At 45.8% G+C, this 22,715-nt stretch carries 19 protein-coding genes; 13 read left to right on the plus strand and 6 right to left on the minus strand.

What is annotated here, in order from left to right:
• The first annotated feature begins 6 nt into the window (after positions 1-6).
• Positions 7-1,083, plus strand: coding sequence for a Gfo/Idh/MocA family protein (locus HFE01_RS20155; RefSeq protein WP_107734794.1), 1,077 nt, complete (start codon positions 7-9; stop codon positions 1,081-1,083).
• 7 nt (positions 1,084-1,090) lie between these two features.
• On the opposite strand, the gene HFE01_RS20160 is transcribed toward HFE01_RS20155, so the two are convergent.
• Positions 1,091-2,560, minus strand: a complete 1,470-nt coding sequence (locus HFE01_RS20160; protein ID WP_107734795.1) for an MFS transporter — start codon at positions 2,558-2,560, stop codon at positions 1,091-1,093.
• Positions 2,561-2,726: 166 nt separating this feature from the next.
• Between HFE01_RS20160 and HFE01_RS20165 the strand changes: the two genes are divergently transcribed.
• Complete coding sequence (locus tag HFE01_RS20165; RefSeq protein WP_107734796.1) at positions 2,727-3,149, plus strand: MarR family winged helix-turn-helix transcriptional regulator; 423 nt, start codon at positions 2,727-2,729, stop codon at positions 3,147-3,149.
• Positions 3,150-3,319: 170 nt separating this feature from the next.
• Here HFE01_RS20165 and HFE01_RS20170 read toward each other — a convergent pair whose 3' ends face one another.
• Positions 3,320-3,898: a TetR/AcrR family transcriptional regulator gene (locus HFE01_RS20170; RefSeq protein ID WP_016819508.1), complete on the minus strand. Its 579-nt coding sequence runs from the start codon at positions 3,896-3,898 to the stop codon at positions 3,320-3,322.
• 190 nt (positions 3,899-4,088) lie between these two features.
• Between HFE01_RS20170 and HFE01_RS20175 the strand changes: the two genes are divergently transcribed.
• Positions 4,089-5,312 carry an MFS transporter gene (locus HFE01_RS20175; RefSeq protein WP_167438622.1) on the plus strand — a complete coding sequence of 408 codons (1,224 nt, stop codon included), beginning with the start codon at positions 4,089-4,091 and terminating at the stop codon, positions 5,310-5,312.
• Positions 5,313-5,326: 14 nt separating this feature from the next.
• Here the strand turns inward: HFE01_RS20175 and HFE01_RS20180 are convergent, their stop codons facing one another.
• Positions 5,327-5,764, minus strand: a complete 438-nt coding sequence (locus tag HFE01_RS20180; protein WP_167438621.1) for a DUF3995 domain-containing protein — start codon at positions 5,762-5,764, stop codon at positions 5,327-5,329.
• Between the two features lie 13 nt (positions 5,765-5,777).
• Positions 5,778-6,332: a TetR/AcrR family transcriptional regulator gene (locus tag HFE01_RS20185; RefSeq protein WP_016819511.1), complete on the minus strand. Its 555-nt coding sequence runs from the start codon at positions 6,330-6,332 to the stop codon at positions 5,778-5,780.
• 548 nt (positions 6,333-6,880) lie between these two features.
• Between HFE01_RS20185 and thrS the strand changes: the two genes are divergently transcribed.
• Positions 6,881-8,794: a threonine--tRNA ligase gene (gene thrS / locus HFE01_RS20190; protein ID WP_016819512.1), complete on the plus strand. Its 1,914-nt coding sequence runs from the start codon at positions 6,881-6,883 to the stop codon at positions 8,792-8,794.
• 154 nt (positions 8,795-8,948) lie between these two features.
• Here thrS and HFE01_RS20195 read toward each other — a convergent pair whose 3' ends face one another.
• On the minus strand, positions 8,949-9,749 hold the full coding sequence (locus HFE01_RS20195) for a GTP pyrophosphokinase (protein ID WP_016819513.1): 801 nt from the start codon (positions 9,747-9,749) through the stop codon (positions 8,949-8,951).
• A gap of 277 nt (positions 9,750-10,026) precedes the next feature.
• Here HFE01_RS20195 and HFE01_RS20200 point away from each other — a divergent pair, with 277 nt between their 5' ends.
• From HFE01_RS20200 to HFE01_RS20210, 3 genes are read left to right on the plus strand one after another with little or no spacing between them, the layout of a single operon-like run.
• Complete coding sequence (locus HFE01_RS20200; RefSeq protein ID WP_013369209.1) at positions 10,027-10,488, plus strand: S-ribosylhomocysteine lyase; 462 nt, start codon at positions 10,027-10,029, stop codon at positions 10,486-10,488.
• A 5-nt stretch (positions 10,489-10,493) separates the two neighbouring features.
• Positions 10,494-11,264 (plus strand): SDR family NAD(P)-dependent oxidoreductase, encoded by a 771-nt coding sequence (locus tag HFE01_RS20205; protein ID WP_016819514.1) that lies wholly within the window; start codon positions 10,494-10,496, stop codon positions 11,262-11,264.
• 29 nt (positions 11,265-11,293) lie between these two features.
• Positions 11,294-12,175 carry a MetQ/NlpA family ABC transporter substrate-binding protein gene (locus HFE01_RS20210; protein WP_019686030.1) on the plus strand — a complete coding sequence of 294 codons (882 nt, stop codon included), beginning with the start codon at positions 11,294-11,296 and terminating at the stop codon, positions 12,173-12,175.
• A 67-nt stretch (positions 12,176-12,242) separates the two neighbouring features.
• On the opposite strand, the gene HFE01_RS20215 is transcribed toward HFE01_RS20210, so the two are convergent.
• Entirely contained in the window at positions 12,243-13,082 is an 840-nt protein-coding gene (locus tag HFE01_RS20215) for an AraC family transcriptional regulator (RefSeq protein ID WP_031462782.1), read from the minus strand.
• 239 nt (positions 13,083-13,321) lie between these two features.
• Here HFE01_RS20215 and HFE01_RS20220 point away from each other — a divergent pair, with 239 nt between their 5' ends.
• From HFE01_RS20220 to HFE01_RS20245, 6 genes are all read left to right on the plus strand, one after another.
• Positions 13,322-15,505 carry an alpha-galactosidase gene (locus tag HFE01_RS20220; RefSeq protein ID WP_167438620.1) on the plus strand — a complete coding sequence of 728 codons (2,184 nt, stop codon included), beginning with the start codon at positions 13,322-13,324 and terminating at the stop codon, positions 15,503-15,505.
• Positions 15,506-15,635: 130 nt separating this feature from the next.
• On the plus strand, positions 15,636-17,417 hold the full coding sequence (locus HFE01_RS20225; protein WP_167438619.1) for a sensor histidine kinase: 1,782 nt from the start codon (positions 15,636-15,638) through the stop codon (positions 17,415-17,417).
• Positions 17,414-18,964 carry a response regulator transcription factor gene (locus HFE01_RS20230; protein ID WP_167438618.1) on the plus strand — a complete coding sequence of 517 codons (1,551 nt, stop codon included), beginning with the start codon at positions 17,414-17,416 and terminating at the stop codon, positions 18,962-18,964. The genes HFE01_RS20225 and HFE01_RS20230 overlap by 4 nt, the downstream gene beginning before the upstream one ends.
• Positions 18,965-19,050: 86 nt before the next feature.
• On the plus strand, positions 19,051-20,007 hold the full coding sequence (locus HFE01_RS20235; RefSeq protein ID WP_167438617.1) for an ABC transporter permease: 957 nt from the start codon (positions 19,051-19,053) through the stop codon (positions 20,005-20,007).
• A gap of 14 nt (positions 20,008-20,021) precedes the next feature.
• Positions 20,022-20,960 (plus strand): carbohydrate ABC transporter permease, encoded by a 939-nt coding sequence (locus HFE01_RS20240; protein ID WP_016819521.1) that lies wholly within the window; start codon positions 20,022-20,024, stop codon positions 20,958-20,960.
• A gap of 42 nt (positions 20,961-21,002) precedes the next feature.
• The gene (locus tag HFE01_RS20245; RefSeq protein WP_167438616.1) at positions 21,003-22,682 is read left to right on the plus strand and encodes an ABC transporter substrate-binding protein; all 1,680 of its coding nucleotides are present in this window, start codon (positions 21,003-21,005) and stop codon (positions 22,680-22,682) included.
• Positions 22,683-22,715 lie beyond the last annotated feature (33 nt).

Here is a 22,715-nt window from a genome sequence, read left to right on the forward strand (position 1 = left end):
GAACATATGAGTACCTTTACCTCCTCAATCCTACCCATTCGGGTGGGGATCATCGGCTTGGGCTTGATCGCTGAATATCATATCAGATCATTACACAGCATGTCGGGGGTATCGATTGTGGCCGTTAGTGATGTAAATGCGAACCGCCTTCAAGTCATCGGAGAGCAATTGCAACTGCCTGCTTCCAAGCGGTACTCCCATTATGAAGCATTGATCCGTGACCCAAAGGTAGATGCGATTCTGTCGCTGACACCCAATGATGTGCATTTTGACATTATTAGGATTGCGCTGGAAGAACACAAAGCTGTACTGGCAGAAAAACCATTGACGCTCACGTGGTCTGAGGCAGGTGAATTGAAAAAGCTGTATACTGTGAATCCAGTGCCTTTGCTGGTTCACTACAAGCATCGCTACGGAGCGGCCTTCCAATATGTCAAGCAACTGCTGGAAGAGCATAAGCTGGGTAAAATCTACAATATTCAATTCCGCTATCTAATGGATTCATTTTCACCGTATCGTCAGCATCCGTATACATGGCGACACAATTTAGCCAAGGCTGGCTCTGGAGTCGTGGGGGATACTGCCTCACATATTATTGATCTGGCCCGTTTTCTGATTGGTGAATTTAAAAGCGTCGCGGCGCTGCTACATATCATTACACCTGAGCGGCCCGATCCGGTCACGGGTCTGCCTGTAAAAGTGGATGTGGAAGATCTCGCCGCCTTTCATGGCATCATTGGCGATAATACCGTGGGTACCTTCATCACTCACAAAAATGCCATCGGCAAACGTCACGATATTGAAGTGGATATCTACGGCGAGCTCGGTACGCTGCACGCTAGTCTCAATAATCCGGAAAGTATTCGCATCGTGCTGCGTGACCTGGAACACCCGGATGCCGAATACGAAAATTGGGCTGTTCCACCAATCTATAATCATACAGCCGATGGCGATTTTGTTAAGCTGGCAAGGGGGGAGTTCGTGGACCGAGCCCCATTGTTCGATGACGGATACAAGAATCAGTGGGTACTTGAGAAAATACTGCAATCCTGGAGAGAGAACGGGCGTTTAGTAGAAGTGTAAGGAGGCCCTATCTCTTATCTTGTTGCGTTCTTGCCCGTTTAGCCCCGATCAGCCTCCAGCCTGTTAACAATGCCGACACAAGACAGATGGAGGCAGACGTCATAAAGACTACATGCATGCCTGCCAGAAAAATTTCAGGGTGACCCGGAACCAATCCGGTGACCCGATAACCAGCCTCTTTACTCATAATATAAAAGAGAATGGATGTGGCCAGCGTAATCCCTACAACCATACCGACGTTGCGCACCAGCGAATTAACACTTCCGGCTGAGCCGAGCTGTGTGCGGGGTACCTTGGACATAATCAGCGAGTTGTTCGGCGATTGGAATAAACCACTGCCAATACCCAGCATGGCAATCCAAAGACCGACGAGCGGGATGGAGCTGCCTGCATGCAGCTGGGCTAATCCAATTTGGGCAACGACCATAACGACCAGCCCGGCGAAAGTGAGCAGTTCAGACCCGATTTTATCGGAAAGCGCACCGCTGAGCGGGGCCACAATAACCATAGAGATGGGGAACAACATCAGCAGAAATCCGGCATAAAAAGGCGACAAGTTCAGCATATTCTGCGCATAGAAAGGCGAAATGATGTTAAAGCAGAAGTTAGCGACAAACACCAGAAAAGCACACAAAATACTGAGCGAAAACAGCGGATTTTTGAATAGTGCGAGTTGTAACAGTGGCTGTGGACGACGCAATTCCAACCGAATGAATACAGCAAAAGCAACTACAGCCACCACCAGCGAAGCAATAATACGTGGGTCTCCATACCCAACCTGCTGTCCCAGCAGCAATCCGACGAACAAGGCGAGAATAAAAATAGCAAACACCAGGCTACCAGGAACGTCAATCTTCTCCTTCACCTTGATCAGATCCTTCGGTAGAAGCTTCCAGCCAAGAAAGACTGCGACCAGGCCTATCGGTACATTCACCCAGAAAATGTATTGCCAGCCCAGCGAGGAGACAATAATACCGCCCAAGCTCGGCCCGGCGATACTGCCCAGAGAAACGAAGGTTCCGATGAGGCCAAGCGCTTTGCCCCGTTCAGTGGACGGGAAGATATCTGTTACGATCCCTTGGCTGTTCGCCATGGTCATGGATGCTCCAATGGCCTGAATGATGCGCGAAATCAGCAATAGGGAGAGTGAAGAGCTAAGACCGCACAATAGGGAGCCGAGAATGAATATGATTGTGCCGATTTTGAATATTTTGATTTTACCGACCATATCCCCTAGCTTGCCGAAAAATAAAATAGCAGTACATATCGCCATTAAATAGGCGGTTGTCACCCATTCAATTTGTGCCACGGGTAAATGTAACGTGCGAGACAACACAGGAAGAGCAATATTAACAATGCTTCCATCCAAAGTGGACATAAACGTAAACAGATTTAAAACAATCAAAATCATCCAACGTTTCTTCTGAACTTCGATATTCTCTTGATAGGTTGCAACAGTTGTAGCAGTTGAACTCATTATGAACACCTCTTTATCGTTGAAAGCCCTTTTTATTAGTTGCATGCGCAACTAAATGAACGGTTCTAGTGTACAGCAAATTAGTTGCGTGCGCAACAATAGTATTGTAAACTTTGTTTTGGTCCCAGCTGGGGATTGCCATTTTCAAGCCAATGAGGTGTATTTGATGAGAAAAAAACCGATTGGAAAGCTAATTTCCCACCTGTACCGTCGAAATCAAAAAATACTGTCCAAAAAACTGGCTCCTTATGGAATCGGCAGTGGGGGACAACACAGTTTCCTAAAGCTGATTTTGCAGCGGCCGGGCATTACACAGGAGCAGCTGACGAATGAACTTAAATTTGACAAGGCAACCACGACACGCTCTGTAAAACAATTAGAGGAATCAGGCTACATTGAACGTAAAACGGACCCCAATGATCGTCGTTCCCAACTTGTGTCTCCTACGGCCAAGGCGTTAGAATTCGCTCCTGTCTTACAAGGGATATTGGACGAGTTCAATACCGGTCTTGCCCGCAATTTATCCGAAGAGGAAGAGGACCTTCTAATCGACTTACTGCAAAAGATTAGTACAGATCCTGACGAATAAATAAATCAGGAGTTAGCATAGAGGATCGGCGGGTAAAAGAAAAAGGAAAAAAGAAGAAAGAGAAAAGAAAAAAGCAGCCATTCTCAGAGAATACTCTGTGGTGGCTGCTTGGTGCAGTCTGAGGGTTTATTGCACGGGAGAACGGTCGCCGCTTATATGGCATTCGCAATTCAGTCCAAGCTAATGCCTTCAAACGCATTCATGACTAATTGTCGTACATAGGCATCGTCTAATGGATAACCAGTTACCAGCAATCGATAAAAAACCGGCCCATAAATGAGATCGATACATAATTCAACATCGAGATGCTCCTTCAATTCCCCGCGCTCAATTCCCCGCTCAATTAGATGCCTGGCTTCAAGTCTTCGAGGATGGAAATATCGTGTTCGGTATGCCTCTGCTAATCCTGGATCAAGTTGCCCTTCACCAATTAACTCCGTAATGATTTTACCTTCTCGACTGATTAGGAACCGTACTAAATTCGTAGCATGAATAAGAATATCGTCCAATACACGACCTGTGTCGGGTACGGGCAATCTTGCCATGGTAGCTGATAGGAAACCATCCATTACTACGGCAGCTTTGTTAGGCCACCATTTATATATGGTGGCTTTGCTCACTTTTGCTCGCTCAGCAATTTTTTCTACCGTAACAGCCCCAAATCCTTGCTCCAACAGTAGTTCATAAGAAGCGGTAAGGATAGATTTTTGCGACTCAACATTACGCGGACGTCCTCTTTTACTCTGCACTGGAATGCTCACCTTCTTACATAGATATAAGAAAACATAGAAAAGTAAACTATACGTTCAGTATATCAAATATCAGGTAAGAATAAAAATTTGAATTTGCCTATTTACAAAACGAAACGTTCAGTATATTATTTGATTATCGAATTAACGAACTATACGTTCAGTATTTAAATTCTTGAGGAGGATTATCATGCAAAGAGAACAACAAGGCGTAGAAGGTAACCGTATTTCAAATTGGATGATGTTTCTGTTGGCAGCAGCATGCGGCCTTATTGTTGCCAACCTTTACTATGCTCAAACTCTGGTAGGGCCTATTCATGTGGCGCTGAGTCTTTCTTCCACAACAGCGGGCTTCATTGTCACCTTAACTCAAATCGGTTATGTTGTGGGATTGCTGTTTATCGTACCGATTAGTGACATTATTGAAAATCGACGTCTAATGATCGTATCGCTCATCATTACAGTCTGTGCATTGCTCGTTGCTGCCTTCGCCCCCAATGCCACGTTGTTCCTTACTGCATCCTTGTTCATTGGGGTTGGATCTGTAGTTGCCCAAATACTGGTGCCGTATGCTACCTATTTAGCATCCGAAGAGCAGCGCGGCCGGGTTGTAGGGAATGTTATGAGCGGACTCCTGCTAGGGATTATGTTCGCACGTCCATTGGCAAGCTTCATAACCAGCATCTGGGGATGGCAAGCCGTATTTATTATGTCAGCCATTGTTTTGACGCTGTTGACGATTCTCCTGTCGAAAGCACTTCCGGAGCGCAAGCCTGTGCCTACGGTATCTTACAGTAAACTGATTTTCTCACTAGGTACTCTGTTCAAACAAACGCCTGCATTGCGCCGGCGTGCCCTGTATCAAGCCTGCTTATTTGGCGCCTTCAGCCTGTTTTGGACGGTTGTTCCTCTACGCTTGGCGGATGATTTCGGCATGTCTCAGCAAGGGATTGCACTGTTTGCTTTAGTAGGTGTAGGCGGCGCAATAGCTGCTCCGATTGCCGGGAGATTGGCTGACAAAGGCTGGAGCAAAGGTTTAACCGGGCTAGCTATGGTCATTGCCGCCTTGTCCTTTTTGGTCATCTATATTTTTCAAAGTCATTCGACGGTTGCGCTCATACTTCTCTTTATTTCAGCGATTACACTGGATATGGCTGTATCGGGAAATCTTGTGCTTGGACAGCGTGTTATTTACTCCTTGGGAAGTGAAGCGAGAGGGCGTCTGAACGGATTATTCATGTCTATCTTTTTCATAGGTGGAGCGATTGGATCATCATTAGGTGGTTGGTCTTACGCATTAGGTGGTTGGAATTTAAGTGCTCTGATTGGAGTCATCTTGCCTGTGCTGGCTTTACTGTACTTTTTCACTGAGAAAGAAACGAGTGGAGACGTACGAAAGAAACAAAACGGGTAAAGATCATCTTTAGGCTATGCCGTACGCAAAAGCATGATCATTAAAATGGCTGTTCCCAAGAGAGAACAAAGGGGCGAGTAGAGCACGGTGTCCCATTTTGCAAAAACCGTTCCCTTTTTTCTCTTGAAGAACCCAACCCATTTGAAATCTCCTATTGAACGTAAAATAAATAAGCTCGACAACAAGCCTGCACCGTAGGAATAGAAGGAATAGAAGGAATGAAAAAACCGAAATGGTGCAACTCCCCCTAGCTGCAGGACGAACCAAGCGGCTAAAGCTAGTAAAAAGGCAACAATTGATGTCCCTATTTTGGAGGGTTTAAAGAGCAAATCCGTTCCCGTGCTTGGGATCGCTGCCTTAGCGCCTGTTTGTCCGCCGAATACCCAATATACATGCATGCCGCTCAGTATAAATAAAATTCCGCCAACTGCCCATGTAAGTAACTCCAACATCTGACTTCCCTCCTTAATTTGAAATCCACTCTGTCCAAATCATATGAATATGCTGCTGAATGGCTTCTTCACTTAACGTCTCTTGCTTGTGACGCTCATACCAACCCAAGTAGTAATGGTACAATATCCATGATCTCTGAAAGGCTTTTTCTGGCTGCATTCCCTTCTGGATTAAAAGCTCTTTCATAAACTCCATTCTCATCTGTTCAACTTCATCGAGTAAAGCACGGTAACTATCATCCTTCAATGACAGCCTGCGTAGATAAAACAGAAAATCTCCCCGTTTCGTCTTGCCGAACATCTGGGTTAGCACTTCTCGAATCCGCTCATCTGCGGCAGCATGGGTGATGGACGCGGCCATAACCTGTTGCGTCGTCTGTGCCTTCCATGTCTCTACAATCTGTCGAATATAGCTGCTGCGATTGTTAAAATACCAATAAAAACTGCTCTTACTGCACCCTAAAGCAGCGGCCATTTTTTCAACAACAAGTTGATCGATTCCACCCTGCTCAAAACGTTCCATTCCTTTTTGAATCCATTGTTCTTCTGTGACAATAATCTTAGGCATCTCTCGCGCTCTCTTTCTGTACGGTATCGTCTAGATAAAATGATTTTACAATGGTTTTAGTGGTGTGTAAATATAAGCCGATTCGTCTCCACAGCCAGATGATCAATAACGGGCATAAAATTACATAAACGCCCACTTGAAATACCTGTGAATTTGAACTATAATGCTGTAGCATATAGTAATATTCAAGGCATTGACCAAAGACATGATTTCCTTGAAGGGCCGTTCAGAGAGAAAAGCCAAGGCTGAGAGCTTTTCCGGCAACCGCATGTGAAGTTACCCCTTTGTAGCCGTGACGTTGAACATGTAACTGTGCAAGGTGGCAGTGACATCAGTAAGCGCCCACCGATTTATCCCCGTTAACGGATACCAATGGAGGGCCACGCAGGTCGTGCATGAGCATGTTCCGATGAACATGAATGTACGTACAGTAGCGAGCCGAACTAGGGTGGAACCACGAGCTGAACGCACTCGTCCCTTGAGGGAGAGAGGCGTTTTTTTGCGTTCAATTTTGATATAGCACACAATTTGAAATGGAGGCTTTAATCGTGAGTATTCAAGTGAAATTGCCGGATGGAGCCGTACGCGAGTACGAGCAGGGTGTATCCATCGCCGACGTGGCGGGTTCGATCAGCTCCGGTCTGAAAAAGAATGCAGTAGCAGGTAAAGTGAACGGGAAGGCTGTAGATCTGAACACCGTTTTGGATCAGAACGTTGACCTTGAAATTATTACGCTGGACAGTGCGGACGGCCTGGAAATTTATCGTCACAGTACAGCGCATTTGCTGGCACAGGCGCTCAAACGCATTTACGGTGAGAAAAACGTGAAGCTGGGGATTGGTCCGGTCATCGACAGCGGCTTCTACTATGACATTGATATCGAAAACCCATTGTCCGTTGACGATCTGGCGAAGATCGAAAAGGAAATGACGAAGATCGCGCAGGAAAATCTGCCGATTACACGTCGTGTGGTCAGCCGTGAGGAAGCCACTCGCATTTTTGGTGAACTGGAAGATCCATTGAAGCTGGAACTGATCCGTGATTTGCCGGAAGAAGCGGAAATTACGATTTATGATCAAGGCGAATTTTTTGACCTGTGTCGTGGTCCACATCTGCCATCAACTGGTCGCATCAAGGCTTTCAAACTGTTAAGTGTAGCGGGTGCATACTGGAGAGGCGATTCCAACAACAAGATGCTGCAACGGATCTACGGAACAGCATTCCCGAAGAAAGCGCAACTGGATGAGCATCTGCACTTGCTGGAGGAAGCGAAAAAACGCGACCATCGCAAGCTGGGTAAAGAACTGGAACTGTTCATGTTCTCCGAAGAAGCACCGGGCATGCCGTTCTACCTGCCTAAAGGTATGGTTGTCCGTACTGCGCTGGAAGATTACTCCCGTGACATTCAACGTTTGCATGGCTATGAGGAAGTACGTACACCGCTGATGATGAACAACCGTCTGTGGGAACAATCAGGACACTATGACCATTACAAAGAAAACATGTACTTCTCCGAAGTAGACGAAACTACATTTGCTCTGAAACCGATGAACTGCCCGGGGCATATGCTTGTGTTTAAAAATGAACTTCATTCTTATCGCGACCTGCCGATTCGTATATCCGAATTTGGACAAGTGCATCGTCATGAGCTGTCCGGTGCGTTGAACGGTATGATGCGTGTTCGTACATTCTGTCAGGATGATGCGCATATTTTCGTGACACCAGAACAGATTGAAAAAGAGATTACAGACGTAATCAAGCTGATTAACGAAATGTACAGTGTGTTTGGCTTTGAATTCACAGTGGAATTGTCCACACGTCCAGACGACTTTATGGGCGAACCAGCGCTGTGGGATCAAGCGGAACAAGCTTTGCAAAACGTGCTGGAACATCTGGGCATGAACTACCGTATTAATGCGGGAGATGGAGCATTTTATGGTCCAAAAATTGACTTCCACATTCTCGATGCGCTCAAACGCAGCTGGCAGTGCGGAACAATCCAATTGGACTTCCAAATGCCTGAGAAGTTCGACCTCACTTATGTGGGCGAGGACAACCAGAAGCACCGTCCAGTCGTTATTCACCGTGCCATCTACGGTTCGATTGACCGCTTCATGGGCATTCTGACTGAGCATTTTACAGGTGCATTCCCATTGTGGTTGGCTCCTGTTCATGCGAAGCTGTTGCCTGTATCCGAGAACTATATCGAGACTGCCAATGAGGTGCAGGAAGCGTTGCTGAAAGCGGGTCTGCGCGTCGAAGTGGATACTCGGAATGAGAAGCTTGGTTATAAAATCCGTGAAGCGCAATTGGAGAAGGTTCCATACATGTTCGTTATCGGGGAAAATGAAAAAACAACCGGTACTGTAGCTGTGCGTAAACGGGGCGAAGGCGATCTGGGATCATTCAGCATTGCGGACATCGTAGAGAAAATCAGCACAGAGATTCACGAGAAGCAGTAATATTGGATTAAAAAATATATAAAAGAGCCGTCAAAACCATGATCATAGTGGTTTTGACGGCTCTTTATTTATACATCATACATAAGTTCCTAAGCTCCAGCAGAGAGAGGGAACAGCCTCGATTGAATGCTTTAGTTATCCTGTGCCTGTATGCCTAGCACGTCTGCGACCGAGAAGTGGCGTGATCTGCGGGGAGGGAAAGTGCCTTCAAAGCTGACTCCTCGGCTCGTTTGACCGAGGCCTCTTCCACATCCTGTTCCTCGCTAAGCGATAAAATTTCGCCACGCAATTTGAGCATTTTCTGATCCAGTTCGTAGGTTGCACGTGCAGCTTCGGTCAACCCGTTAACTACGTGTTCGGGCACTTTCTTATCAAACTTATAGTACAAAATATGCTCCATACTGGCCCAAAAATCCATAGCCAATGTGCGCAATTGAATTTCGACCTTAATCCAGCGTGTGCCCTCAAACAGAATCAATGGAATCTCCACAATGACATGTAGGCTCTGATAGCCGTTGGGCTTAGGATGGGCAATATAGTCCTTGACCTCTAGAATCCGAATGTCTTCCCGTGTGCGGAGGTGATCCATCAGACGATAGATATCTTTGACAAAAGCACATACCACGCGCATGCCTGCGATATCATGAATTTCACGCAATATATTGTCCAGGGTGACCTCATGCCCTTTGCGCCGAACCTTTTCCACAATGCTGTGGGGTTCTTTGATCCGGGTTTTAATGTGCTCAATCGGGCTAAAACCATCTATCAGTTTCCATTCCGTCTGGATCAGCTTAATTTTATTCTTTAACTCCTCCAGAGCGAGTTGATAAAGGACGGGAATCTTTCTCCATTCCTCTAGTTGCTTGGCGTCAACACTGTTCTGGTCCAGCTGTAGCTGAAATTCCTGCAAGGGCAAAGGGACAGCATTCAAGTGCTTCCAATCCGGTTCATTCACAGAGCATTCTCCTAAATGAGGCTTACGATGTCCTCGATCTATTTCGTAAAAATGGATTACCGTATATATTGTACACTATGTCAAAACGTACAGGCAAAGGAGAGACGGACAAAGAAATAAGAAATAAAATAATAATTATAGTGGTAAAACCGAGTAATCCGATGTATAATTGCAAAAATGCTGATTTAAAGCATTAAATTTTTAAAAAAATAGCACAAATGTTGAGTAGTCGTTATTAGATCAAAAATATAAATTATAGAAAATGAGGATGAGCAAAATGGCAAAAGTAGAAAGCTTTCAATTAGACCACACGATTGTAAAGGCTCCTTATGTAAGAGCAGCAGGAGTAGAGCATGATGAAAAAGGAAGCACGGTACAAAAGTATGACTTGAGATTTCTGCAACCGAATGAAGACGCACTGCCAACAGCTGCTGTACATACGCTGGAGCATTTATTGGCGACGTATCTGAGAGACGAAATCAAAGGCATTATTGATATTTCTCCTATGGGCTGCAGAACGGGATTCTACTTGATTTTATGGAATGAACACGAGCCTGAGGAAATTGCACTTGCTTTGGAAAAAACGTTGAAGAGAATTCTGGAAACGACAGAAGTACCGGCTGTTACTGCTTTGGAATGCGGAAACTATAAGGATCATTCTCTTTTCTCTGCGCAGGAATATGTGAAGATTGTGTTGGAGGCTGGCATTAGCCGCGATCCTTTCAAAAGAGTATTTTAAAATCTATGATTTCAATAGACCTATCTCATCAGACAGCAGTAGTGACAGGTGGTAAGTCGGGTATAGGCAAGGGGATTGTAGAGCTTTTCATTCAAAGTGGAGCTAAGGTGATTTCTGCTGATATTTCATATGAAGAGCCGTATAGAGTGATCAATTCACAGTTGGTTGAAACTCAATTGGACATATCCAAGCCGGATGATATCGAAAGATGGTGCAATCTGCTAATCAGCGAAACGGGAGTTCCTGACATATTGGTGAACTGCGCAGGTACTTCTACGATGGATTATGTCATTGATAGTGAGTTGGCTGATTGGGAGAAAGTATTTTCAATCAATTCAACCGGGCTGTATGTAGCGTCCAAACGGTTTGCCAAGGAAATGGTGGATGCGCGTAAACCGGGGCGAATTATCCAAATTGCTTCACAGGCTGGAAAAAATGGATATCGGGCTATGGGCGGATATTGTGCATCCAAACATGCGGTTCTCGGCTTGACCAAGGTGATGGCCATTGAGCTTGCTCCGCATCAAATTTTGGTGAATGCGGTTTGTCCAGGTATCGTAGAAACGCCGATGAAGCATCGTGAGCGGATTGAAGGGGGCGTCATCCGCGGAATGACCGCCCAGGAGATATATGAAGAAGATTGTTCGCAGGTACCATTGGGGAGAACCGCCGAGGTAGAGGATGTCGCCAATGTGGTGCTGTTTTTGGCAAGTCCGCTCTCCGCATATATGACAGGACAAGCGATTAATGTTACAGGTGGAATGACGATGCACTAGCATACTAGCATGATCTGGGGGAAAACAACATGAAGAAATCGTTCGTTTTACTATTAGGGATTAGTTTATTACTCGTAGCTGCAGGATGCGGCAATAAAAGTACAGACAGTAATGGCTCCAGCTCCGCTTCCGGTGCGGAAACGCAAAAGGTAGTCATTGGATCCATGGGGTCTGACGCGCAGATTTGGAAGCATATTGCTCAATCCCAGGCCGCCAAGGATGCCAAGCTGGATATTGAAGTAAAGGAAATTAACGGTGGAATCGAAACGAACAATGCGACTAGACAAGGCGATGTGGACGTGAATGCATTCCAATCGTGGGCGTATCTGGTGAGCTATAACAAAGAGAGCAAAGCCGATTTGAAGGCGATAGCCACCACCTATCTGGAGCCGATGGGGATTTATTCGCAAAAGTTCAAAAGTATTGATGAAGTGACCGACGGAGCGTTGGTGGCTTTGGCGGACAATCCGGCGAATACAGCAAGAGGTTTGAAGCTGTTGGAAGCATCCGGTTTGATTAAACTTAAAGCTGACTTTAATGATGCTTTAGGTACAGTCAATGATATTACGAGTAACCCAAAAAACTTGAAATTTGAACTAATCGACGACAAAACTGGTCCGCGCGTGATTCAAGATGTAGGCTTGGTGTTGATCGGGAACACGATTGCTTTAGAAGGCGGTCTGAACGTACTGAAGGATTCCTTGTTCCACGAAGAGATCAGTCAGGCGACAAAGAACAATATTAACGTTCTGGTAACTTCAGCGGATAAGGCAAACGATAAGGGACTACAAAAATTAGCGGATCTCTATCATAACGAGGATACTCAAAAGTACATTAAGGATGAATTTGGCGGTACCAAAGTAGAGGTTAAAGAACCTGTTTCTTATTTGGAAGGACAAACTGCAAAATAAACATAAAAGAGGTCAGCCAGTTTTCTGGTTGACCTCTTTTATTCGTTAGAGGCTTCTACTGGTAATTTCAGTAGTCGTTTTGCATTTGAGCATGGGTTTCGGCTCGATAATGTTTGGGAGAGAATCCCTTTACCTTTTTAAAAATTTTTGAGAAGAGTAAAGGGTCATTATAGCCGACTGAACGGGAAATATCGCCTATCGAAAGTTCAGCGTTACCCATCATTTCACAAGCTTTGTTGATCCTGTAGCGAATCAGATAGTCCTGAATGCTGGTGTTTACTCGTTGTTTAAATAACGAACATAAATAACTCCGATTGAGTCCGATAAAATTTGCAATATGCTCAATGGTAATTTTCTGAGCATAATTCATTTCGATAAAATCCTTCACTTTTTCAACATAAATTTCCGCCCGACCTTCCTTTTGTCCAGAGAACGTTGCCGGACTGAACTCAATTAGCTCCGATAACATTGAGTAAAGCAGCCCGGCCAATCTGGTTTCCCGAGCTTTATGATACCCACTTGATTCGTTCATTTGCTGCAAATACTGATAAATCAAATGCTCTCCTTCAAAGTAGAGGATTGGGGACATCATCGTCAGGCCTGCCTGCTTGAGGAGTGTTTCTGCCAGTGACCCGTTAAAACCAAACCAGCAATAAGACCAAGGATTCACTACATCGGCTTGATAATAAGTGATGACTTGCGGGCAGATTAGGAACCATTGTCCTTTCCGTAAGCGATAACTGAACCCACCGACCTCGAAGGTACCCTCCCCGTCCAAAATATAATGGAGCAGATAGTGATCTCTTATAGCAGGTCCAAAAAAGTGACCGGGTATGCATTCCTCTATGCCAAACTGAGTTAGATACAATTCAGAGTGCTGTTTACTACGTGGCAAATACTCAATCACGGTATATCTCCTTATGTAAATTATCAAGCATTATAACATAAATAGTGAGTACCATGCCATGTACTTCATATCTAAAATTAATATATGATTTCTATAGAACCTATTGCTATATCATTGAATCTTATCAAGCTTTACACCATATGGACTTAGTTGATGGCTGTTACAAAAGGGTTGTTCTAAGTGCCATTTTAGGTGTGGATCTCCGATGATTATTATCTAAGAGAGGGGTTATTTTCCCAATGGGTATCATTGTTCAAGAGCAACCGGGGCTGTTTCATTTGCAGTCGTCGGGCATGAGTTATATTATTCAGATTGTCGATGGATTTCCTGTGCATGTATACTGGGGAGACAGGTTGAAGCACCGTGAGCCCATGGCTGATCTATTGCTTCACACTCCCGCGACGGCTGGATTAGATCGGCTGCCGCAAGAATACCCGCAGTATGGGAGTGGAGACTTCCGTACACCGGCGTATCAAGTAGAGCTTGAGGATGGAACACGCATCACGGAGTTAAAGTACGATGGTTACCGGATCATTAAGGGAAAGCCATCTTTACCCGGGCTTCCGGCCGTTTATACCGAGAATGAAGCCGAAGCGGATACGTTGGAACTGGAATTAAAAGATGCCTTTTCAGGTCTTAAAGTGGTTCTTCTTTACACCGTCTTCGCGGATCGAAACGTAATCGCTCGTTCGGCTCGTCTAAGTAATGCGGGGGAACAAAATCTTCGACTCCTCCGCGCGCTAAGTGCCAGTGTCGATTTCGCGGGGAAAAGCGATTTAGATTTCATGTATCTTTCGGGAGCATGGGCTCGGGAAGGGAATATTTCCCGCAAACCGATTCTTCAAGGTGAAACCCGAATTGATAGTAAAAGAGGCATGAGCAGCCATCAACTCAATCCTTTTACTGCATTAGTCACGCAGGAGACCACGGAAAGCCAGGGTGAGGCATTCGGCTTTAGCCTTGTGTACAGCGGGGGCTTTGAGGCGGGAGCGGAATTAGATTCATTTGGCTCTACACGGTTTAGCATTGGCGTAAACTCGTTTGACTTTTCATGGTTACTGAATCCAGGGGAGAGCTTCCAAACGCCAGAAGTCGTTATGGTTTATTCCGGTCAAGGACTGGGAGAAATGTCGCGTACATATCATCGCTTGTATCGGACTCGGCTTTGCCGAGGGACATATAGGGATGAAGAACGCCCTATTCTGGTCAATAACTGGGAAGCTACCTATTTTGACTTCGATGCGGACAAGTTGGTATCGATAGCGAAAGAGGGGGCTGAGCTAGGCATCGAACTCTTTGTCTTGGATGACGGTTGGTTCGGCAAACGGGATTCTGACAATTCGTCTCTCGGTGATTGGTACGAGGATCGTCGGAAGCTGCCAGACGGACTGGCCGATGTCGCGAAACGCATCAATCAATTGGGGCTTAAATTCGGGCTCTGGTTCGAGCCGGAAATGATCTCTCCAGACAGCGAATTGTACCGCAAGCATCCAGACTGGTGTCTTCACGTTCCAGGGCGGCGACGTAGCGAAGCCAGATGGCAGCTGGTGCTGGACTATACTCGCAAGGAAGTGCGCGATTACATCTACGATTCGCTGGCTGCCATTTTCTCCAGTGCTCCAGTCTCTTACGTGAAGTGGGATATGAATCGGTGCCTGACGGAAATTGGTTCCGCTGATCTGCCGCCGGAACGCCAATCCGAGACTGCCCATCGCTATGTTCTTGGATTGTATGAGCTGTTAGAGCGCGTCACCACCGAATTTCCGCATATTCTTTTTGAGAGTTGCTCAAGTGGTGGAGGACGTTTTGATCCAGGCATGCTTTACTACATGCCTCAAGTCTGGACTAGTGATAATACCGATGCGGTGGAACGCCTGAAGATTCAATATGGAACTAGCCTTGTCTATCCTGTAAGCGCCATCGGAGCCCATGTGTCGGCCGTTCCGAACCATCAAGTTGGACGCATAACGCCCCTTGATTTTCGAGGTGATGTCGCCATGTCTGGAAATTTTGGATATGAGCTTGATCTCACGAAATTCACCGATGAGGAAAAAGAGACGGTTAAACGTCAAGTCACAGCATACAAGCAGATTCGTGGCTTAGTACAGAAGGGTGACTTGTATCGCCTAAAGAGTCCGTTTGAAAATAACGAGTCGGCTTGGATGTTTGTTTCCGAAGACCAAGAGGATGCCATCGTCTACTATTTCCAAGTGATGGCTGTTCCGAATGCACCTTGGCGAGCCCTGCGCCTTGACGGACTGAATCCAGAACTCGAATATGAAGTTCAGTCTGGAAATAGCGGGGAAAAGTCTATCCATGGGGGGGATAGGCTTATGAAGTTGGGCCTCCCTCTTGTCTACAGACAGAAAGACTATGAAAGTGGATGGTTCAGGCTTCGGGCCATAAGGTCCAGCAAGGCTTAGGGCTTAAAGGATCAGTACAACAGTACAATTGGCGAAAGATAGAAAACAATTGATTGAGTTATGCATGCCCCTTTTTGTATGAAAAGGGGTATTTTGCGCGTATCAGCGTACTGATCGGGGAGGGCAAGCCATGTTTTTTATACGAATGATGAATGACATGAAACTGAGAAAGAAGATGACGCTTACATTCATTTCGGTAGCTGTTCTTCCCTTGCTGTTATGCGGCCTGTTTCTGACGGGGAAGCTTCGAGAGGCCGTCATTAGGGGCGCTTTTATGCAAGTATCCAACAATGTCGAGCGGGTCCAAAATCGTACAGAAGAACTGATTAAAGTACCACTGGACATCTCGTATCGGCTAACCAATGATAACCGGATGAAAATGGTGGCTAGCCAGAAGTATGACAGCTACATTGAAGTCATTCAGGCTTACCGGGAGTATACAGGTATTCGTGACTACCTCCAATTGTACAAAGAGATATCTGGCATCCGAGTCTATGTCTCTAATCCTGGAGCATTGAACAACTGGGAATTTATTCAGCCGGACGAAAGAATCACAACCGCAGATTGGTACAAGGAGGCCATCGCACAGAAAGGATTGGCTGGCTGGAACTTAATCAAGGATGAGAGGGACGATGCCGATTATCTCAGCCTGATTCGTTCATTCGCAGTGAATTCACTAGGGCAAAAAGGAGTTTTGGTCATCAATGTTAGTAAGCGCCAATTAAATTCAATCCTGAATCAGGAATCGTTCCCTACCTTGATCGTGGATAACCTGAATCAGATCGTCGCGTCCAATGAAGCAGAGTTGTTCGGAAAGAATCTATCTGAAATTCATGCCGACGAGAATATACTTTTCCAACAGGAGGGAAGTTACAACACACTCATTAATGGAAAAGCGTCAAAAGTGGTGATCGCAAATCTAACGCCACAGAACAGCTGGAATGGACTTCGCATTATTTCCGTTTTTTCCGTTTCCGAGATTACCCGAGATGCCAATCAAGTGATATGGCTCGGCGGAGTCGTGATCACGGCCAGCCTGATATTTGCAGCCTTACTTATCTATGCTTCTGCTTCGCTACTATCCAGAAGGCTTCTTCGCTTGAGCAAGCATATGACCCAGGTAGGGGCGGGCTCATGGGAAACCTATCTCCATATCGACGGAAAAGATGAAGTTGGTCTACTATCGAAGGAATTTAACGCGCTCGTCAGTAACGTAAACCATTTGGTCCAAGAGGTTCAAGAAACGAATCGTCAGAAAAGTCTGGTGGAGCAAAGACAAAACGAGATCAAGTTCAAAATGCTGGCAAGCCAGATTAATCCGCATTTTCTCTTCAATTCTTTGGAGTCCATCAGAATGGAAGCCCACATTCGCAAACAGGACGATATCGCCAAAGCAGTATGGCAGTTGAGCGCGTTGTTACGCAGCAGTCTGGAGGCCGGTAACGACAAGATTCCGCTGCGTAAAGAGCTTGAGCGGGTGTGCTGTTATCTTGATCTTCAAAAGTTCCGGTATGAAGAGCGTTTGGAGTATCGCTTAACGATTGATCCGGATTTGGAGGAAATGTTGGTTCCACCTCTGATTATCCAACCATTGGTGGAAAATTCTATTGTACACGGTCTGGATAATCAAGCAGAAGGAGCTGTCATTGAAGTGAAAGTAAAGGAAATCCCAGAAGGGGTCCGAGTTATGGTATGTGACAACGGCGCCGGTTTCACAGGTGATCGTCTCGCCCTTGTACGAGAAGAGCTTGCTGCATCCGTACATGAGCAGGAGGTCCAGCGAATTGGATTGCGAAATGTAAACGATCGTCTTGTCTTATTGTATGGGAACTCTAGTGCCTTAAGCATTGAGAGCGAGCCGGGGAAAGGCACTTGTATTCAGTTTTTCATACCTGGGGGTGAATCCAAATGATTAAGGTAGTTATCGTTGAAGATGAGCCGAAGCTTCGTCAAGGCCTTCAAACGCTGATTCCATGGGAGAGTCTTGGGTTTACCGTTACAGCTACGGCAGCCAATGGAAAAGAAGCATTGGAAGTCATCCAGGAAAAGTCCCCCGATGTCGTAATCGTCGATATCCGCATGCCGGTTATGGATGGCTTACAGTTGATTGAGCACTTGAGATCTGACGGTCATCATTTACATTTTATGATCCTCAGTGGATATGCCGACTTCGAGTATGCCAAGCAAGCGATCAAATACGGGGTGTGCGGCTATCTCCTTAAACCGGTGGACATTGTTGAAATGTCGGCCAGTTTAAAGCAGGTACGCGAGCGGATCGAAGAGGAGCGCCTTCAACGGGAGTGGCGTAAGAAGGAGGTTATAAATCGGGATTTATACCTGCACAGCCTGCTCGTCTCTCAAGAGAGGACGGAAGATCCCACCAAGTTGAGAAGTAAGGCAGTAGAAGCAGACTTGTTGTGGACCCACTACGAAGTTGTGGTCGTGTATCCGCGCGTTTCCGAAGTGGACCGTTCCGATGTCGCATACCAGCTTTCGAATGGATTGAAGGCAACGATCGAGGGGCAGATGATGGGGCTTGTCACAGTAATCCCGCCGTATACGGTCCTTTTGCTCAACGAGCCGCTGCGTGGAAGACAACGACGCGAAACTCTGTACAACGAGATTCGTAACGCTGCGGATAAGGTCCGGTTCGCCGCTGCAACCGGAGGGGGAGTAACTGCTCCCGAAGATATTTGCAAATCTTTTTTAAAGGCCCAGGAAGCGGTAAAACGATCCTTTTTCAGCGAGAAGAACCGACTGCTAGATCCGTATCCTTTCTTTTCTCCTTCGCTGGCTTCCCCCGGATTGTCTGTCGATAAAGCTGAAGAAACGATGGAGGAATTCATCTTCCGCCTGTATTACAGTCTGGAAGTAGGAAACCAGAATGTCATACTACCATTGTTGAACGAGGTGGCAGCATTTTTTCTCCAACAGGGGCAAGACGAGAAGTCGATCAAAGAGTCGTTCTTCTTTCTATCCAATGCGATCATTCACAAGCTGACCGCGGGGTTCTGTATCGAGTTGAAAGAGACGGAGGAAGTTTCCCGTTTTTTGAATGGGATATACCAGCATGAACACCTAGATGACCTTTTGGAAGAGACCTACCGTTTCCTGCTAGCTTTGGCGAAAGATTCCGAACCTCGTGGAAAGGAGCAGGAATTCAAAAAAATGATCGACTTTATTCACAAGCATTATGCAGACAACCTGAGGCTGGAAGCATTAGCAGGACTACTAAACTATAGTACCGCCTATTTGGGCCAGCTCTTCAAGAACAAGACAGGGGAGTACTTTAACACCTATCTGGACAGAGTCCGTATCCACAAGGCAAAGGAGTTGCTGGACCAGGGAATGAAAGTTTACGAAGTCGCTGAAAGCGTGGGCTACACAAGCGTCAACTACTTTTATAGCAAATTCAAAAGGTACGAAGGCTGTTCACCGTCGGAATATAGAAATCCATAATTTGTGGATGATTTTTCCCGAAATCCGTTATCTGGGCTCTGACTCTCCTCTGTTTTATGATGGATTTTAAGAGAGGGGATGAGAAAATGAAAGCGGTAACAGCAAATTCGGAAAACGTATACAAAAAAACGAAGAGGAATGCTTGGAAGGTATTTAAAAGCCAAAGGTATCTTTACTACATGTCTATTCCGTTTGTTATTTGGGTCTTCGTCTTTCAGTATTTGCCGCTATGGGGCTGGACAATGGCATTTCAGAAATACAGACCCGGTTTGAGTTTTTTTGAACAGAAGTGGGTGGGCTTGGAGCATTTTCGTACTTTGTTCCAAGATGATCATTTCTACCAAGTACTGCGGAACACGTTGGCTATGAGTCTTATGGGACTGGTTGCTGGTTTTATTGTACCGGTTGTCTTTGCTCTATTGCTCAACGAGGTCCGCATACAAGTGATAAAACGATTTGTTCAGACCGTATCTTATCTGCCACACTTTGTTTCATGGGTGGTTGCTGCAGGCATCGTCACCAAAATGCTTTCAGCGGATGGCGGTGTCGTAAACGATATGCTCATGGGTCTAGGCATCATCGATCAGCCAGTCCAGTTTATGGCCCAAGGTAAATTATTTTGGTGGGTTGTAACTTTCGGAGACATCTGGAAGGAAACGGGTTGGAACGCCATTATTTATCTGGCTGCCATCGCCGGTATTGGTCCTGAATTATACGAGGCTGCGCGGGTGGACGGCGCTAGCCGATTCCAGCAAATGTGGCACATTACGCTGCCGGGAATCCGGCCGACCATTATCATTCTCCTGATTATGTCTATTGGCCATCTGCTCGGTACGGGATTCGAGAAACAATTTCTGCTGGGCAATCACCTGGTCATCGATTACTCTGAAGTACTTGATTTGTATGCGCTTAATTATGGTCTGGCGATGGGACGTTACTCTTTCGGAACGGCCATTAATATTTTCAATTCGGTGATAAGCCTAGTCCTATTGTTTGCGGCTAACGGAATCTTTAAGCGCTATACCAACGAGAGCATTATGTAAGGAGGAGAATGGACATGGAGGCTGTCAAAAGCACTACGCCGGTCGGCGGATTAAACAACAAGCTTCAGGCGAAATCACCACAAGACCGAATCCTGGGGGTAGTTGTTTATCTTTTCATGATTGTGGTCACCGTTCTGACGATCTACCCGTTCTTAAATGTGCTGGCTATCTCTTTTAACGATTCGGTAGACACCATTAGAGGGGGAATCACCATCTGGCCAAGGCAATTTACGTTGAAGAATTACGATTTGATTTTCACCTATGAGGGGTTAATCACTGGATTCAAGATCTCCTTTCTGCGGACCATCATTGGCACCGTAGCGGGTTTGGTCAGCGGCTCGATGCTTGCTTATACACTTGCCCGAAGTGATTTTCAAGCTAGAAGGTTCATCTCCATCTTTCTTGCTGTCACTATGTATGTTTCCGGGGGGTTAATTCCAGGTTTTATCCTGATGAAGGAACTGCATCTAATTGATACATTTGCCGTCTATATTTTACCAGGTCTTGTAAGTGCGTTTAACGTCTTCATTATTCGTTCCTTCATTGACGGTCTGCCTTATGCGTTACAGGAATCAGCCAAGCTGGATGGTGCCAACGATTTCACAATCTACTGGCGCGTTATACTTCCTCTTTGCAAACCGGCATTAGCGACCGTAGCGCTCTTCTTGGCGGTTGGGCAATGGAACTCTTGGTTCGATACTTATCTGTTTAATGGGTCCAATGAATCGTTGACGACCCTGCAATATGAATTGATGAAAATTTTGCAAAGTACGACAACAAGCGCAACCAATTCCCAGGACGCTGCCAATATGGCGGAACGTATGGCACAGGTATCCCCGGAATCGGTTAAAATGGCAATTACCATCATTGTTACCGTGCCGATTCTTATCGTCTATCCTTTTTTACAAAAATATTTTGTTAAAGGTATGACGCTTGGAGCGGTAAAAAGCTAAAACGAAGCAGCAAACATTCATTATACAGGGAGGGTTCGCTCCATGAAGTCAAGAAAAAACAGAATGATCGTATCTTTCGTAATGTCACTGACTTTAGTGGCTACCCTAGTAGGGTGCAGCGGTAATAATCCGTCTGAGGCTACCAAGGCCGTAACTACAGGTGACATCACGCTTACTTATTTTTCGGAAGACTCCAGCACGAATTGGAATAATATGAAGGATGAAGTCGGCAAGGTCATCGCGGAAAAAACCGGAGTAACTCTAGATGCTGAATTCGCTGTCGGCGACCCGGTCCAAAAGATTTCATTGATTGCAGCCACAGGAAACTATCCTGATTTAATCGCTGCTAAGGCGGATGTCGGCAAACTTGTCGATGCTGGCGCAATCATTGATTTGACGGATTTGATCGACAAACATGCACCAAACATCAAAAAAATGCTAGGAGACAAGCTTGTTCGGGCGAAGTACAGTTTAGATGACCAATCCATCTATGTTATTCCGACCTGGTCCGCTGTCGAAGAAGAAAAAATCAAACCCGACGTAGGATTTAAACTCCAGCACCGTGTCGTCAAGGAAGCGGGATTCCCGGACATTCGTACAGTACAGGATTTCGAAAAAGTCATTAAGGACTATATAACCAAGCATCCGACGGACGAAAATGGCAACAAAAATATCGGACTGTCCCTAAATGCCGACGATTGGCATATGTACCAGGTAACCAACTCAGGCTTCCAAACGACCGGGGGACCAGACGACGGCGAATACTACATTGATCAAAAAACACACCAAGCGACTTATCATTTCCGCCGACCGGAAGAAAAGGAATATTTCCGTTGGTTAAATCACATGAATGCCATTGGATTGCTTGATTCGGAAAGCTTCGTGCAGAAGACCGATCAGTTTAAGGCAAAAGTGGCTTCTGGCCGCGTACTGGGTCTAGCCGATCCAGAATGGGACTATGGCGATGGACAAAATGCACTGAAGGCGGAAGGCAAATTCGACCAGACTTACGGTCATTACCCAGTCACCATGAGCAAGGAGTACAAGGATACCAACTTCTGGCTGCCTGGTTTTGATGGGGGATACGGAATCTCGATCTCAAGCAAGTGCAAGGACCCGGTACGCGCTATTAAATTCCTCGATTATCTGGCATCGGAAGAGGGTCAAGTCCTGAATAACTGGGGAATTGAAGGCAAGCATTACACGGTTAAAGACGGCAAACGGACGATTATTCCGGCTGTACTTGAACGGATGAACAATGACAATGCGGCTTTCCAAAAAGAGTCCGGAATCGGTCTATATTGGAACTTGATGGTCCATTATGGTGATGGCATCAAGGACTCAACTGGCAACTATTTTACTCGTAGTTATCCGGAACTGCTGACGGCGACTTATAACAAGTCGGAGAAGGAAGTTCTGAAGGGCTATAAGATTGAGCACTGGAAGGATCTATTCCCGAAGGAAGATGAATTCCAACCGAGAGCATACGGAGCAGCTTACACGATGTCTCTTCCCAATGACGATCCGGCTGTTATTCTCGGAGCCAAGATGAAGGATATTACATGGAAACGAATTCCGGAAGCTGTCATGACCAAGCCGGAAAACTTCGACAAGGTTTGGGATGCCTACATGGCAGAACTGGAGAAAGCCGGAGTACAAGAAATGGAAGAATCTTTTACCAAGCATATCCAAGACCGAATTAAGCTGTGGTCCACTAACTAACTTGATTCACATAAAAGAACGGGGCCGCTTCCA

The sequence above is a fragment of the Paenibacillus sp. EKM10P genome (genome assembly GCF_011800655.1).
GTDB lineage: Bacteria > Bacillota > Bacilli > Paenibacillales > Paenibacillaceae > Paenibacillus > Paenibacillus polymyxa.